The organism is Paenibacillus aestuarii, from assembly GCF_027789125.1.
Classification (GTDB): Bacteria; Bacillota; Bacilli; order Paenibacillales; family NBRC-103111; genus Paenibacillus_E; species Paenibacillus_E aestuarii.
The window spans coordinates 74466-88506 of the sequence record NZ_JAQFVF010000048.1 but is presented as its reverse complement, the minus strand read 5'-3'; the positions used below and the strand labels follow the sequence as shown (position 1 = coordinate 88506).

General features: G+C 53.2%; 16 protein-coding genes. All 16 read right to left on the bottom strand.

Annotated features, from left to right (window positions below; all coding sequences use genetic code 11):
* Positions 1-198 (bottom strand): hypothetical protein (locus O9139_RS20485; protein ID WP_270881328.1); only part of this gene is annotated, 198 nt, incomplete at its 3' end.
* 164 nt (positions 199-362) lie between these two features.
* Positions 363-491, bottom strand: a complete 129-nt coding sequence (locus O9139_RS20480; RefSeq protein ID WP_270881327.1) for a hypothetical protein — start codon at positions 489-491, stop codon at positions 363-365.
* Between the two features lie 402 nt (positions 492-893).
* A complete protein-coding gene (locus O9139_RS20475; RefSeq protein ID WP_270881326.1) occupies positions 894-1514 on the bottom strand; it encodes a redox-sensing transcriptional repressor Rex in 621 nt (206 codons plus the stop codon).
* The gene (gene dinG, locus O9139_RS20470) at positions 1511-4375 is read right to left on the bottom strand and encodes an ATP-dependent DNA helicase DinG (RefSeq protein ID WP_270881325.1); all 2865 of its coding nucleotides are present in this window, start codon (positions 4373-4375) and stop codon (positions 1511-1513) included. Before dinG ends, O9139_RS20475 begins: the two co-directional genes overlap by 4 nt.
* Positions 4376-4462: 87 nt before the next feature.
* Positions 4463-5056 carry a tetratricopeptide repeat protein gene (locus tag O9139_RS20465; protein WP_270881324.1) on the bottom strand — a complete coding sequence of 198 codons (594 nt, stop codon included), beginning with the start codon at positions 5054-5056 and terminating at the stop codon, positions 4463-4465.
* Positions 5057-5153: 97 nt separating this feature from the next.
* A complete protein-coding gene (panD, locus tag O9139_RS20460; RefSeq protein ID WP_270881323.1) occupies positions 5154-5537 on the bottom strand; it encodes an aspartate 1-decarboxylase in 384 nt (127 codons plus the stop codon).
* Between the two features lie 5 nt (positions 5538-5542).
* The gene (gene panC / locus O9139_RS20455) at positions 5543-6430 is read right to left on the bottom strand and encodes a pantoate--beta-alanine ligase (protein WP_270881322.1); all 888 of its coding nucleotides are present in this window, start codon (positions 6428-6430) and stop codon (positions 5543-5545) included.
* Positions 6431-6438: 8 nt separating this feature from the next.
* Positions 6439-7293: a 3-methyl-2-oxobutanoate hydroxymethyltransferase gene (gene panB / locus O9139_RS20450; protein WP_270881321.1), complete on the bottom strand. Its 855-nt coding sequence runs from the start codon at positions 7291-7293 to the stop codon at positions 6439-6441.
* 262 nt (positions 7294-7555) lie between these two features.
* Positions 7556-8524: a biotin--[acetyl-CoA-carboxylase] ligase gene (locus O9139_RS20445; RefSeq protein ID WP_270881320.1), complete on the bottom strand. Its 969-nt coding sequence runs from the start codon at positions 8522-8524 to the stop codon at positions 7556-7558.
* A gap of 58 nt (positions 8525-8582) precedes the next feature.
* Positions 8583-9902: a CCA tRNA nucleotidyltransferase gene (locus O9139_RS20440; protein ID WP_270881319.1), complete on the bottom strand. Its 1320-nt coding sequence runs from the start codon at positions 9900-9902 to the stop codon at positions 8583-8585.
* Between the two features lie 30 nt (positions 9903-9932).
* Complete coding sequence (gene bshA / locus O9139_RS20435; RefSeq protein ID WP_270881318.1) at positions 9933-11105, bottom strand: N-acetyl-alpha-D-glucosaminyl L-malate synthase BshA; 1173 nt, start codon at positions 11103-11105, stop codon at positions 9933-9935.
* Positions 11106-11124: 19 nt separating this feature from the next.
* Positions 11125-11817 (bottom strand): bacillithiol biosynthesis deacetylase BshB1, encoded by a 693-nt coding sequence (gene bshB1, locus O9139_RS20430; protein ID WP_270881317.1) that lies wholly within the window; start codon positions 11815-11817, stop codon positions 11125-11127.
* Positions 11810-12238 carry a methylglyoxal synthase gene (locus tag O9139_RS20425; protein WP_270881316.1) on the bottom strand — a complete coding sequence of 143 codons (429 nt, stop codon included), beginning with the start codon at positions 12236-12238 and terminating at the stop codon, positions 11810-11812. Before O9139_RS20425 ends, bshB1 begins: the two co-directional genes overlap by 8 nt.
* 42 nt (positions 12239-12280) lie before the next feature.
* The gene (dapB, locus tag O9139_RS20420; protein WP_270881315.1) at positions 12281-13084 is read right to left on the bottom strand and encodes a 4-hydroxy-tetrahydrodipicolinate reductase; all 804 of its coding nucleotides are present in this window, start codon (positions 13082-13084) and stop codon (positions 12281-12283) included.
* Between the two features lie 38 nt (positions 13085-13122).
* Positions 13123-13620 carry a tetratricopeptide repeat protein gene (locus O9139_RS20415; RefSeq protein WP_270881314.1) on the bottom strand — a complete coding sequence of 166 codons (498 nt, stop codon included), beginning with the start codon at positions 13618-13620 and terminating at the stop codon, positions 13123-13125.
* 44 nt (positions 13621-13664) lie between these two features.
* Positions 13665-14003: a nucleotide pyrophosphohydrolase gene (locus tag O9139_RS20410; protein ID WP_270881313.1), complete on the bottom strand. Its 339-nt coding sequence runs from the start codon at positions 14001-14003 to the stop codon at positions 13665-13667.
* Positions 14004-14041 lie beyond the last annotated feature (38 nt).

The following is a 14041-nucleotide window of genomic DNA, read 5'->3' as shown; positions in this document are numbered from 1 at the left end:
TGTGAGAATAGGAGGACGGGTTGCATTAGCTACTCCAAAAGCTCCGAGCACGACTGTTAGTCCGGTTTTGCCCAATTGGAGCAGCCTCCTCAGCGTTTTCCCACGCTGCAGTCCGGTTTTGCCCAATTGGAGCAGGGTTTCCGCACGCTGGCACCCAATCTCCATGCTGTAGTTCGGCAAAATCGGACTACAGCACACTCATCCGCCCCGAGCCCTGCTGCAAGTGGGCTTTTTCGGACTACAGCGGCTATGTATGGTGTGAGAATAGGAGGACGGGTTGCATTAGCTACTCCAAAAGCTCCGAGCACGACTGTTAGTCCAGTTTCGCCCACCTGAGCAGCCTTCGCCGCACTTTCCACGCTCTAGTCCGGTTCAGTCCAGTTTTGTCCAATTGGAGCAGCCTTCGCCGCTCTTCCACGCTCTAGTCCGGTTTTGTCCAATTGGAGCAACCTCCTCTGCGCTTTCCCACGCTCTAGTAAGGTTTTGTCCAATTGGAGCAACCTCCTCTGCGCTTTCCCACGCTCTAGTCCGGTTTTGTCCAATTGGAGCAACCTCCGCTGCACTTTCCACGCTCTAGTCCGGTTTTGCCCAATTGGAGCAGCCTCCTCTGCGCTTTCCCACGCTGCAGTCCGGTTTTGCCCAATTGGAGCAACCTCCTCAGCACTTTCCCACGCTCTAGTCCGATTTTTCCCAATTGGAGCAGGTTTTCCGCACGCTGGCACCCAATCTCCATGCTGTAGTTCGGCAAAATCGGACTACAGCACACTCACCCGCCCCGAGTCCTGCTGCAAGTGGGCTTTTTCGGACTACAGCGGCTATTCGAGCATACTAAGCCAGCACCAACCAAAAAAGCTATACCCCAGCCGAATTCACGGCTAAGATATAGCTTTTGACTAATCCAAATAATACGCCAAGCTCTGCAGCTCCGTCGTAAAATCCGCATGATGCACGCGAACCTCCGGCGGCACCTTGATCACGACCGGCGCAAAGTTCAGAATCGCCTCGATCCCGCAGGACACGAATTGGTTCGCCACATTCTGGGCTTCCATCGCCGGCACTGTAATAATCCCGATGCGAACGCCCAGCTGCGATAACGTAGCCTTCATCTCCTGCATCGGCTGAACGGTCAAGTTATTGATCGTCTCCCCCGCTTTGCTCGGCATGGCATCAAACACGGCGACAATCTTCATATCATTTCGCAAGTACGTATTATAATTGCATAGTGCCCGCCCCAGATTACCCGCTCCAACAAGCGCCACAGAAATATGCCGGTCCAGCTTCAAAATTTGCCTGATCTTTTCGATCAGATAGGCAACGTCATAGCCGATACCCTTCTTCCCGAACTCGCCAAAATAAGCGAGATCTTTACGAATCTGCGCAGGGTTCAGATCCAGCTTCTGGCCCAAATCCTGCGAAGAAACGGTCATTATATTTTTCATCGCCAAATCGTTCAAAAACCGCAGGTAGATCGGCAGACGGCGGACGACCGCTTCGGATATTTTCTGCGTTTTCATGGCTGCAACACTCCCATCCACTCGTGGATTCGCGGCAGCATCTGCTCCGTTGTCATATGTTCGATTTTCGGACCAGGCAGCGAATATAAGAAGTGCTTGCCATAATAGGTATCAATGACACGCGTATCGTAAATAATTACGATCCCCTTATCCGACGATCTCCGAACGAGCCGGCCAAATCCTTGCTTAAAGCGGATTACAGCCTGCGGTACCGAAAACTTCATAAAAGGATTTTCATTGCGCTTCTTAATATTTTCGCACTTGGCCTCGACCAGCGGATGGTTCGGCGGCTGAAACGGCAAGCGGATAATCGCCAGGCAGCTCAGCGCATCGCCTGGAATATCCACGCCTTCCCAGAAGGAGCTCGTTCCAAGCAGCACGCACTTATTATTATCCTGGAACATACGGGTAAGCTTGCTGCGATTGCTGCTGTCAACGCCCTGGCCAAGCACCGTAATGCCTTGCGGCTTCAACAATTCCTTCAGCCCGGCATGAACCTGCTTGAGCATACGGTTGGATGTGCAAAGAATCAGCATCCGCCCTTGCGTCACCACCGCCACCTCGCTAAGCGACTGAACCAATGCCTGAATGAACACCGGATCGCCGGCAGCGCCTTTGATCGTTGGAAAATCTCTGGGAATGACGACCAGCGCTTGCTCGCGGTAATTAAACGGCGAAGGCAGCTGAACGGTCTTGAGCTTACCGGACTCCTCATCGGCGGGAATGTGAAGCCCAAGCTGCTCCGCCGAGTATTGGAACGATTTATTTACGGACAACGTCGCCGAAGTCAAAACAATACTATCTTTTACCTCAAAAAAATGCTGCTGCAGCAGCGGGCTGACATCTGTCGGCACACTGATCAGCTGAAGCGATCTCGCTTTGGCGTAAGTGCCTGCCTCCATCCAATAAACATACCCATCATCAGCCATCTTCATGAAAAAATGAAGCGCATCCCGGTGTTCGTACAGTTCCTTCACGGTCCCGTTCAAATCGGTGACAAGACCTTGGACTTCAAACACGTCCTGCATATCCTTGATTTCATTCAAAAGCTTATCTAGTCCGCGAAGCACACTGCTCATGTTCAAATAAATGTTATCTTCCATCATCAGCAGCTCATTCCAGTGGCTAGGCAGCTCATCTGGTTTCACCCGCAGCACGTACTGCGAATTTTCCGATTGCGAAGGGTCGCTGCGTGAAGACAACAGCTCATAGAGCCCTTCGCTTAGCCGATCCCAGTCCTCTTTGATCTGAAGCAGCTTCGGGAACGTACCGTCGATCACCGCACTCCACGCTTCAACGCGCTCGGGATGATCGTCATTCTTGTTCAAACGAAACCGCAGCATCGGCAGCTGGCCGCTGCGCTGATCCTTGAACAGCCACTGCAGCGTGTTATACAGCGCGGCCGCGTGCAGTTCGATCCCTAGATGCTTGCTCGCCACCTCTTCAAAATGATGCGCCTCGTCGATAACCAGCTGTTTGTAGGCCGGCAGCAAGCGGTTCTCCGCCTTCATGTCCGTGAACAGCATGGAATGATTCGTAATAATTAAATCCGCCGTATTGGCGTCATTACGGGCTCGGTGGTAGAAGCATTTTTTGAACCATGGACACATCCGGTTGAGACACGAGTCGGTGTCGCTCGCCACCGAATACCAGAACTGCGCGCCTTTATTGCCAAAATGCAGCTCTTCCTCATCGCCGTGCTCCGTCTCGCCCAGCCATACGACCATTTGCGCCGCCGTTACCGGATCATCTTTGCCATTCTCATAATCGCGTGTGGTCAGCTTCGTCTCAAACTTGCGCAGGCATAAATAATGGCTTCTACCTTTCAACACAGCTGCTTTGAAATCGACAGGAAATATTTCCTTAAGCAAAGGAATATCCCGTTCGCGCAGCTGCTCCTGCAAGTTAATCGTATGCGTGGAAACGACGATTTTCTTTTCATGTCTGATTCCGTAGTATAACGCGGGTATCAAGTACCCCAGCGACTTGCCGGTGCCGGTGCCCGCCTCAATCATCAAATGCTGATCCGTGCGGAGCGACTGCTCCACCTCGCGAATCATCATATCCTGCGATTCTCGCTCCTCGAAGTCGACGAATTTTTGCCGCAGCTGCGCTTTCAGTCCTTCCTGGAAATCCTCAAATGTAGCGCCAAGCTGTAGACTCGCCTCTTCGTCGCGAACTTCCTCATCTTCGCCCCAATCGTTCACATTGATCGTAAATTGGCGGAAATAGCGGTGCGCATCGGCATCAACACCGGTCTCCGATTCTTTGAACATCCGGATTTCGTCTAAAAACCAGCCTAAATCGCCCGCTGAGCTTTCGAAAATGTGACTCAATCGCTGCACCGTGAGCAGTGGCAAACCAAGCAGCCGCTCCATGCATATGATCCAGATGAGAGCAGTCACTTCGGCATCGCTGTCCGCTTGATGCGGCCGCTCATGGTCTATGCCAAACAGACTGGCTACCATGCTCAGCTGCAAACTGGAGATAGATGGGAATAACATGCGCAGCATATCCATCGTATCCAGCACACGTCCGGAGAATGGCGGATAGCCTGTTTTCGTCAACCCTCTTTGTAGAAAAGAAAGATCAAACGGTACATGATGACCTACCAGCACACAGTCGAACAATAAAGGAAACATGTCCGACATGACCTGATCCAGTGCAGGCGCATCTTTGACCATTTCATCGGTAATGCCCGTTAACGTTGTAATAGAAGAAGGTATACCCATACCTGGATTTACCAGGGAAGTATACCTGTCGACAATTTGAAATTGATCTATAATTACAAGCCCGACTTGAATGATCTCATCGGCTTGCCCGCTTCCTGTCGTTTCAAAATCCAAAACTGCAAATTTCATGACCTGATCTTCAATCCCTTCGTCCTGCACTTCTCCTAGCATACCAAATCTGATCAGGAAAAGGGAATACCTTGTTCATCCACCCGCTTATGACTCATCCAGATTGATCAACGGCTCCATGCAGGATGGATCGGTATGATAGGCTTTTTGAAAATATTCGAACGCCTTCTCCATGTTTTGATTTTGCACTTGGATACAGCCCATCGCATTGTAAGAGATTGCTTTCATTTTCGTATTATTGGTTAGTGGCAGCAAAAATTGAAAGTGACGGTATGCTTCGCCAAATTCCCCTTTTCGTAAATAACCCATGGCCAAATAAATACGTGCCAGCAAGAAATCGGGTTGCCGCTCAATCAGCGCCTCGAACTCCTGGATAGCCTGATCGTACATATATAGTTTGTAGTACCCCTGACCCTTCACAAACTCCGCTGTCTGCTTGCCGGCGACATCCAGCTCCATCAGCTCATTATGAAGGGTCTGGGTACCGATCGGTACGGCCCCATAGAACTTTCCCAGCTTCTCCTCAAACTGCAGCCAAGCTTCAATAAACTCGTCGCTCATCGACTTGAGCACCTGCAGTTGTTCGTCCAGCTCCGCTTTTTTCTCTCCGGCGCTGCTCGGGTATTCCCTTTGGATTTCTTCCAAAACCTCGTTCATTGTGGAAAATAAATGCTTAAACATTTGCCATCCCACCTTTGCCTCGAAAGCTTACCCTCATTCTTTGTCAGTAGCGCCGATTTCATGCATGAAAAGAAACGAAAATCCGACGTACAAAAAGTTACAGCACCGTGGAGTGTTCCTCTTCTCGGAGCAGCTGTGCCACCTTGTTGTCCGCTCCCATAATGGCAACGGTAGGGCGATGCTTTCTGGCCTCTTCATCGGTCATCATGGCATAGGAAACGATAATGACGATATCGCCTGTCTGTACCAAGCGAGCGGCAGCCCCGTTGAGGCAAATGACGCCTGTGCCGCGAGGACCTGGAATAATGTACGTCTCCAGACGGGCTCCATTATTGTTATTAACGATTTGCACCTTCTCACCCGGCAGCATATCGACTTGATCCAGCAGATCTTCGTCAATCGTAATGCTTCCGATATAGTTGAGATTCGCTTCCGTTACGGTAGCGCGGTGAATTTTGGCTTTCATCATTGTGCGGAACATGTAAATCACTTCCCAATTGGCAGAATAATGTTATCAATAAGTCTGGTGTTACCGAATTTAACGGCAACGGCTACGATAATGGAAGTAAGATCGCTAAGATAGCTGCTTTCAAAAGGAACCAAAGTCGGATATTCCAACACTTCAACATAATCGATTTGCGCTAAAGGCGCGGTTACAATATGATTTTGCACAAGCTGTGTCAGCTCATGAGCGGCAAAATTCGGATTGCTTTGCACAAAATTTTCCGCTTTCTTCAAAGATTGCGAGAGAACGAGCGCTTGCTTGCGTTCTTCATCACTCAAATACACATTGCGCGAACTAAGCGCTAAGCCATCTGCTTCACGCAATATCGGACATGGTACAATTTCCACAGGGAAATTGAGATCGTTCACCATCTGCTGAATGACGGCCACTTGCTGCGCATCCTTCAGCCCGAAGAACGCCTGATCCGGCTGCACCATGTGGAACAGCTTGCTGACCACCGTCGCCACGCCGTCAAAATGGCCCGGGCGAGACGCCCCGCACAGCCGCTCCGACACGCCCGTCACGGAGACGGTCGTCCGAATCTGCCGCGGATACATCTCCGCCACATCCGGCATGAAGACGATATCCGCGCCCGCGGCTTCGGCAACCTGCAGATCGCGCTCCGCATCGCGCGGATAGCGCTCGAAATCCTCGTTAGGCCCGAATTGCAGCGGATTGACAAAAATGCTGAGCACGACGAGTCCGCATCGCTCCCGCGCCTGGCGAATTAAGCTTGCATGACCTTCGTGCAAGAAGCCCATCGTCGGCACGAACCCGACCGGCTTCTCACTGCTGCGGCGAAATGCGGAAACCCGCGCTCGCAAATCGCTGATCGTATGAACGACTTCTATCGTTTGGACAGCTTTCATGGCGGCCATTACTCCTTATCCCCATATAAATATTGGACAACATCGTTATCCATATGAAACGTATTCTCAGGTGCAGGAAAAGCGCGTGTTTTCACTTCCTGCACATAGCTGCTGATGCCATTGCGTATAGCTTCCCCAATATTCGCGTACGTTTTTACGAACTTTCTGGGTGCGCTGGCACTTCCATACTGCAGCAGATCGTGGAAGACGAGCACTTGCCCGTCGCAATTCACGCCAGAACCGATGCCGATCGTCGGAATGGACAGCTCCTTCGTAATCCAGGCTGCCAGCTCATCGGTCACGAGCTCAATGACGATCGCGCAAGCCCCGGCCTGCTCAATCGCTTTCGCGTCGCGCATCAGCTTCTCCGCCTGCTCCGAGCTCTTGCCCTGCACGCGGAATCCCCCGAGCTGGTGCACCGATTGCGGCGTTAAGCCGATATGACCGACAACCGGCACGCCTGACTTCGTAATCGCTTCTACCGTTGCCGCGATTTCTTCGCCGCCCTCCAGCTTCACCGCTTTCGCGCCGCCTTCTTGCATTAAGCGCGCCACGCCTTTCAGCGTCACGTCGAGGCTACCGTGGTAGGTCAAGAACGGCATATCGGCCACGATAAACGTGTTCCCTGCCCCTCTGACCGCGGCGCGCGTATGATAAACCATATCATCCAGCGTCACCGGCAGCGTCGAATCGTAGCCTAATACAACATTGCCCAGCGAGTCCCCGACGAGAATCAGATCGACGCCCGCTTCTTCGGACAGCTTAGCCGACGGATAATCATACGCCGTTACCATCGTAATCGGCACACCGTCCTGCTTCATCTTTCTCATCTTGGCTGTCGTTAACGGCTTGCGTTGTTCCATGCGTATCCCAGCTTTCCGTATAAAATAAAAAAACCTTTTAGCTAAGAGCTAAAAGGAGCGCATGCAGAAAGAATCCCTATGATCCTTCTGTCTCGGTCCCCTCAAGGCTCAGAGCAGAATCCAACATCTTGTCGTGCTTAGTATTCCATACAATCATGACCTTAAGTCCGCAAGTGCAGTTCCATACGGATACCGCCTCACACTTTCATTATACCAAACCTTACATATTTTGAATATCCCTATTCCCCTACGGCTCGACTTCCTACTTCAGCTCGATATCGCCGGAGTAAATCTTCATCCGCTCGCCTTCTTTGGTCACGACCGTCAAGGCCCCGGAGTCATCCAGCGATTCGGCCATCCCTTCCACAATCCCCTGCGGCGTATGCGTCCGAATCGGACGACGCAGCGTTACGCTCTGCGCTTCCCAGAGCAAGCGGATCGGCGCAAAGCCCTTCTCCAGGTACAAGTCATACAGCTCTTCAAACTCTTGCAAAAAGGATTGAACCAGCGCTTCCCGCGACACATCGGCACCACGCTCAATCGCTAATGATGTGGCAACGCTCCGCAGCTCTTCCGGATAATCGTCGACGCTCAAATTCGCGCTGATGCCGATGCCGGCTATCACATATTTCAGCCGCTCGTCTTCACCGCTGCTTTCCAGCAAAATGCCGCTGATTTTTTTGCCCTTGACCAGCAGATCGTTCGGCCATTTGATGCCGGCGTCCACGTGTGCCGTTTTTTGTACCGATCGGCACAACGCGACGGCGCACAGCAGCGTAAGCTGCGGCATGAAATAGACGGGAATCCGCGGGGTCAGCACCAAGCTCATCCAGATGCCTTTACCGGCCGGAGAATGCCATTTGCGCCCCATGCGCCCTCTGCCCGATGTCTGGGACTCCGCGAGCACCAGCGTGCCCTCAGGCGCCCCTGAGGCGACGAGCGCGTGTGCGATCGTTTGCGTGGAATCGACTTCGCCATAAACGTGCAGCTTCTGGCCCATTCGCTTCGTACGCAGACCAGCCAGCAACGCGGTCACATTCCAGGCATCAGGCTTGCTCAGCAAGCGGTACCCTTTGCGCGTGGCGGATTCGAATTTATAGCCGGCTTGGCGGAGCGCTTCAATATGCTTCCACACCGCCGTGCGGCTGACATTTAACTTTCGGCTGATCTCTTCCCCCGATACATAAGCATCAGGGTTTTGCTCAAATAGTTGTAATATGCGTTCGTTCATCTTGCTTCACTCACCTGCTCACTCATTCACAATATCATTAAGAAAGCCGCGAATGACGCTACATCAAAGCGTCGCGCGCGGCTTGAAGCAAATCGTCCCGCCTATTCACCAGCTCGCCCAGTGCCGCACGTTCGAGCAGCTGCTGAAGCAGCTCGCCCATCCATGGGCCGGGCTTCCTGCCCAGCGCCTCCGCCACCTCGTTGCCGGTGACGTCAAGTTCCTTCAGGCTGGCGCAAGGCATCTCCGCCAGCCAATCCCGCCCGTGCCGTACGAGCAGCGGCACGGCATAGCGCTGGAAGCGCGCGAGCTCGCCGCGCGCCACTTCTAACGGCTGCGGCAGCGCCTGCAGCACGTCCAAGAGCGCGTGTGCCGCCGCCATGCCGCGGCGCACAGCGCCTATTTTCCAGACCCGCGCGAGCAGCGCCGGGTCTGAAGCTGCCGCGGCGGCGTGCGCATGCTCGCCGCCATCAAGCTGCGCTGCGAGCCACTCGCGCAGCGCCAGTACGCCCGCGATCCGCTCGGTATCGGCGCGGGAGAAGGTCAGCTCCTGGAGCGCCAGGCGGACGGTTTCCGCCGGCGTCTCCAGGAGCATCAGCAGCAGCGCCCAGCGCGTCTGCTGCTCAGTTAGCGCGCTGACAGCGTCCAGCGCGTGGTCGTGCGCGAGCCATAGCTCAAAAGGCAGCGGCAGCTGCTTTTTGAGATGAGCCGTGAGGCGGCTCGCGAGCAGGAGGCGCACAGCCCGTCCCGGGGCTGGGCCTTCGACCATGCGGGCGAGCTCGCTGCGCACGCGCTCCATGGCGATGTGGCGCAGCAGCGGAGCTTGCTCCAGCAGCGCCTGCCACGTCTGCGCCTCGACCTCGAGCCCGTAAGTCGAGGCGAAGCGGATACAGCGAAGCATGCGCAGCGCATCTTCGCCGAAGCGCTCCTCCGCTGCCCCGACGCAGCGGAGCACACCGTTTGCCAGATCCTGCTGGCCGTCGAACGGATCGAGCACTTCATGCGCCATGTTCATCGCCATGGCGTTCATTGTAAAATCGCGCCGCCGCAAGTCCTCCGTTAAGTCCGAGATGTACTCGACGGATGCCGGGCGGCGAAACCCCTCATACTGCGCCTCTTTGCGGAACGTCGTCACCTCGTAGGTCCCCTGTTCCAGGATGACCGTCACCGTTCCGTGGGCTAGTCCCGTCGGCGCCGTGCGCTTAAAACACGCCATCACCTGGTCGGGCAGCGCCGACGTGGCGATGTCGATGTCCTTGATCGGCCGCGCGAGCACAGCGTCCCTGACGCAGCCGCCGACGTAATATGCCTCGTACCCGCCCGCAGTGAGCGTAGCGAGTACGTAGGCGGCTCCGGCGTCCGCTATTTGCATGTGTGTCATATTCACTCCTAACGGTCCCGCTGCATTCTTCTACTGACAAGTCGAAGCCGTGATACGGTGGGATTCCGGCAGCTCGCGTCCTAAGACGCGGTAATAAATTTCTTCATAATGCTGTGTCGTAATATCGTTGCAGAAGGTGCCTCTTGCGCGCTGCAAACAATTTTGCACAACTTGTTCATAATGATTTTCATCGGTCAGCAGACGAAGCACATAGTCAGCCATCTGCTCGGTATCGCCAATATCGGCTAAATAGCCGGTTTCCCCGTGGGTAATCAGCTCGGGAATTCCCCCGGCATTGGAGCCGACCGTCGGCACGCCGCAGGCCATCGCCTCCAAGGCGACGAGCCCGAAGCTCTCCTTCTCGGAAGGCAGCAGCATGACGTCCGCCAGGGAGATCACCTGGGCGACATCGTCCTGTTTGCCGCAGAAACTCACTTTATCTGTAAGGCCCAGTTCCTTTACCTTGGCAATCATTTTGGACAAATCCGGACCTTCCCCGACGAACATCAGTCTGGATGGAATTTTTTTACATACTTTAGCAAAAATGTCCACGACGTCCTGAACGCGCTTCACTGGCCTGAAGTTGGAGATATGCAGGAGAATTTTTTCATCCGCCCGCGCGAACTCTCCTCTCAGTTTGGAAATATCTCGCGGATAATAAACCCGTTTATCTACGAAATTGTAGGTCAAATCAATATCCCGGTCGATGGCGAGCGATTCTCTCGTTTCCCGGATCAGATCTTTGGACACCGCTGTGACGGCGTCGCTTTCATTAATCGCGTACCGGATCAAATCCGAGATCGATTGGTCTTGCCCCAGCACCGTGATATCCGTACCGTGAAGCGTTGTCACAACCTTGAGCTTGCTGCCGACCATCTGCTTGGCGAGCAGGGCGCAAACCGCATGCGGAATCGCGTAATGCACGTGGAGCAGGTCCAGCTCTTCCATCTTCGCCACTTGCGCCAGTTTGCTGGCCAACGACAAGTCATAAGGCGGATAACGGAATACGTAATATTCGCTGACCTCAACCTCGTGGTAAAAAATGTTTTTATGATATTTACCCAGCCGAAACGGCATGCTGTGCGTAATGAAATGCACTTCATGCCCTTTCTCCGCCAGGAGCTTCCCCAGCTCTGTCGCTACAACGCCGGATCCGCCCAGTGTCGGATAGCAGGTAATCCCTATTTTCAGCTTATCGCTCATTGTCCACCTCATTTTCCGGTCAAGCGAAGCGGTCCACCAGCAGCGGCAATTTGGAGACGAAGCCTTCTGCGTAAGTGATCATTCGTTTCTGGCCCATAAGCCGGTCGCGCGCTTCCACACGCTCTACATAGCCTTGATTCAGCGGTGTGGATACGGTGTCCTGCCCCGTAACAAACTGCGAACGATAGGCGCTGAGCGCAGCAATTTTGGCATCATACCAACTGGAAACGTCGACCATAACGTCCGCTTCGTACACATCGTTAATAAAATAAAAATACAGCTGCTGCACCTGCACCGCTTCCATCTCGGGCAAATACCTGCGCAGCTTGGCGTTGAATACCGCCTCCTGAATTAACTGCGAGCAGGCAATATGATCCGGATGGCGGTCCTGCCAGTACGGTGCAAATACGATTCTTGGCTTATATTTGCGGATCTCCATCGTAATGCGCTCGATGTAGTCTGGCGACATAAACAAGCCGCGATCCGGCAGCCCGAGGTTTGTGCGAAGGCTCAAGCCTAGCAGGCGCGCCGCTTCCTCCGCCTCGGCTTGTCGCAGCTCCACTGTGCCGTTGGAGGACATTTCGGCGTACGTCAAATCGCAGATGCCCACCTTCAGTCCGGCTGCCGTATGCTTGGCGATCGTGGCGCCCATGCCGATCTCAGCATCATCCGCATGCGCGCCGAAGATCAGAATATCTAACGAATCATTCATTGGCATCGATTCCCGGTTTATATTTATGTACGAGTTCTCTCCAGGCAAAGTCGCCCCGGTCTACGGCACGCACCAGCAGCTCTGCCGTGGCGATGTTCGTCGCGCACGGAATGCCCTGCACATCGCACAAACGAAGCAAAGCGATAATGTCCGGCTCGTGCGGCTGGGCCATCAATGGGTCGCGGAGAAAGATGATAAGATCCATCTCATTCTCTGCGACGAGCGCTCCGATCTGCTGATCCCCGCCAAGCGGGCCGGACATGAAGCGATGTACGTCCAGTTTCGTATTATCCATAATCCGCTGCCCTGTCGTTCCCGTCGCATACAATTTATGACCGTGAAAAACGTGCTCATATGCAGTGACGAAGTTCACCATCTCATCCTTTTTACGATCATGGGCAATTAACGCTATTTTTAGCATGGTCATCTCTCCTTAGCGCTTTCCTCGGAAAGCTTCTCATCTCTAATCAATAAAATGCTCAAAGCCGTAGATCATGCCTGTATACGTCATCACTTTCCGTACTGCAATGGCTACTCCCGGCATATAGGCTGCGCGATCATAAGAATCATGCCGGATCTTCAGCGCTTGGCCTGGCTCTGCCATAATAACCTCTTGTTGGGCAAAAATTCCGGGCAGCCGCACACTATGTATTCTAAACCCATTGTAATACCCGCCGCGCGAGCCATCAATGGTTTCCTCTTCACGGGGATTGCCTTGGCGGATTTCTTCCCGCACTTCCGAGATCAGCTCGGCGGTTTTGATGGAGGTGCCGGATGGGGCATCCAACTTCTGGTCACCGTGGTATTCAATGATCTCCAGATGAGGGAAATACTTGGATGCTTGCGCGGCAAAACGCATCATGAGAATCGCGCCGATGGAGAAGTTCGGAGCGATCAGGCCGCCGATTCCCTGCTCTTGGCACAGCTTGTCCAGCTCCTGAATGTGTTCGGGCGTGAAACCCGTCGTGCCCATCACCGGACGGACACCATGCTTAATGGCCAGACTCGTATGCGAGAAGGCGGTTTGCGGACCTGTAAAATCGACCAGCACATCCGGTTTCGACGTTACCAGTGCGAGCTCCAAATCGTTCTGCATCAGAACGCCGCACTCCTCCATACCTACCATTCGCCCTAAATCAATCGGACCGGAGGTACGGGCAACGCCCGCAGCCAGTTCCATATCTGGCTCCGCCAACACTTTCTTGACGACCTCCCGCCCCATTCTACCGCTTGCGCCTACGACGGCTACTCTAATTTTGCGATCCATGTCTGTCGTTCTCTCCCTTTTCTATGATTCATGCTCATCTATTTCAGCAATTGTTTGTACTGAGCCGCTTGCTGCTTGGCTATTTCGTGAAAAGGCTCCAGCCTTAACCCTTCCATCACTGTCTTATAGGCGTTCTCATAATCCCTTCGACTTGCAAAAACTTCTGCTAGAGTCAAATACGCTTCTATAAATAGAGGATCCAGCACCAGCGCCTGCTTCAGTAAGAAGATCGCACGCTCTGTTTGTTTGGCGCCTTTTAACTCCTTGTGTGCCTGTTCAGCCAGCTCTCTTGCCCGCAGCACTTTCAGATGATAGCGATGCGTCTCACTGCCTGATTCCAGCTCGACCGCCTTCGTGGCGTGCTCGATCGCTTTGTGCAGCTTATTGCTTCTCGCATAAGTGATGGATAGTTTGTAGTGATAGGCAGCGTTATGCGGCTCTGCTGCTATCGCTTTTTCAAACCATTCAATGGCCTTCTCAAAATCGTGACCAAGAATAGATTCGTATGCTTTCTGTATTTGATTTTCTCCATTCATCTGCCCATCCCTCCTTCTTATAGAGATGGTACAGTTTATGAAGGTTATGTGTTTTCGGTGTTAATTTTAGTCCAACGGTCTGCATCGCGGGTATTGAATTTATGCATCACTTTGTCGTGAGCTTCAGTCAAATCAATCCCCAGCGAATTGGCAAAACAGATCGTGATGAACAAAATATCGCCAAGCTCCAGCTCAATGGAATTGTCCGCTTCCGTCTTTTTTTTCGGCTTCTCCCCATAGGCATGGTTCACTTCTCTAGCCAGTTCACCGACTTCTTCGGACATCCTTGCCAGCATCGCCAGCGGACTGAAATAGCCTTCTTTAAATTGAGATATATAGCGGTCGACTTCTTGCTGCATATCTTTAAGTGTACGTTCGGACATGCTCACCCTTCTTTCCATGATCACCCACAAGTTATCAT

What these genes read in the sequence shown, in the direction of transcription:
- O9139_RS20465 (WP_270881324.1), bottom strand. Translation starts at nt 5,056, where the DNA reads ATGTTTAAGCATTTATTTTCCACAATGAACGAGGTTTTGGAAGAAATC.
- panB (WP_270881321.1), bottom strand. Translation starts at nt 7,293, where the DNA reads ATGGAACAACGCAAGCCGTTAACGACAGCCAAGATGAGAAAGATGAAG.
- bshB1 (WP_270881317.1), bottom strand. Translation starts at nt 11,817, where the DNA reads ATGAATGATTCGTTAGATATTCTGATCTTCGGCGCGCATGCGGATGAT.
- O9139_RS20445 (WP_270881320.1), bottom strand. Translation starts at nt 8,524, where the DNA reads ATGAACGAACGCATATTACAACTATTTGAGCAAAACCCTGATGCTTAT.
- panC (WP_270881322.1), bottom strand. Translation starts at nt 6,430, where the DNA reads ATGAAAGCTGTCCAAACGATAGAAGTCGTTCATACGATCAGCGATTTG.
- bshA (WP_270881318.1), bottom strand. Translation starts at nt 11,105, where the DNA reads ATGAGCGATAAGCTGAAAATAGGGATTACCTGCTATCCGACACTGGGC.
- O9139_RS20475 (WP_270881326.1), bottom strand. Translation starts at nt 1,514, where the DNA reads ATGAAAACGCAGAAAATATCCGAAGCGGTCGTCCGCCGTCTGCCGATC.
- O9139_RS20440 (WP_270881319.1), bottom strand. Translation starts at nt 9,902, where the DNA reads ATGACACACATGCAAATAGCGGACGCCGGAGCCGCCTACGTACTCGCT.
- dapB (WP_270881315.1), bottom strand. Translation starts at nt 13,084, where the DNA reads ATGGATCGCAAAATTAGAGTAGCCGTCGTAGGCGCAAGCGGTAGAATG.
- O9139_RS20410 (WP_270881313.1), bottom strand. Translation starts at nt 14,003, where the DNA reads ATGTCCGAACGTACACTTAAAGATATGCAGCAAGAAGTCGACCGCTAT.
- panD (WP_270881323.1), bottom strand. Translation starts at nt 5,537, where the DNA reads ATGTTCCGCACAATGATGAAAGCCAAAATTCACCGCGCTACCGTAACG.
- dinG (WP_270881325.1), bottom strand. Translation starts at nt 4,375, where the DNA reads ATGAAATTTGCAGTTTTGGATTTTGAAACGACAGGAAGCGGGCAAGCC.
- O9139_RS20415 (WP_270881314.1), bottom strand. Translation starts at nt 13,620, where the DNA reads ATGAATGGAGAAAATCAAATACAGAAAGCATACGAATCTATTCTTGGT.
- O9139_RS20425 (WP_270881316.1), bottom strand. Translation starts at nt 12,238, where the DNA reads ATGCTAAAAATAGCGTTAATTGCCCATGATCGTAAAAAGGATGAGATG.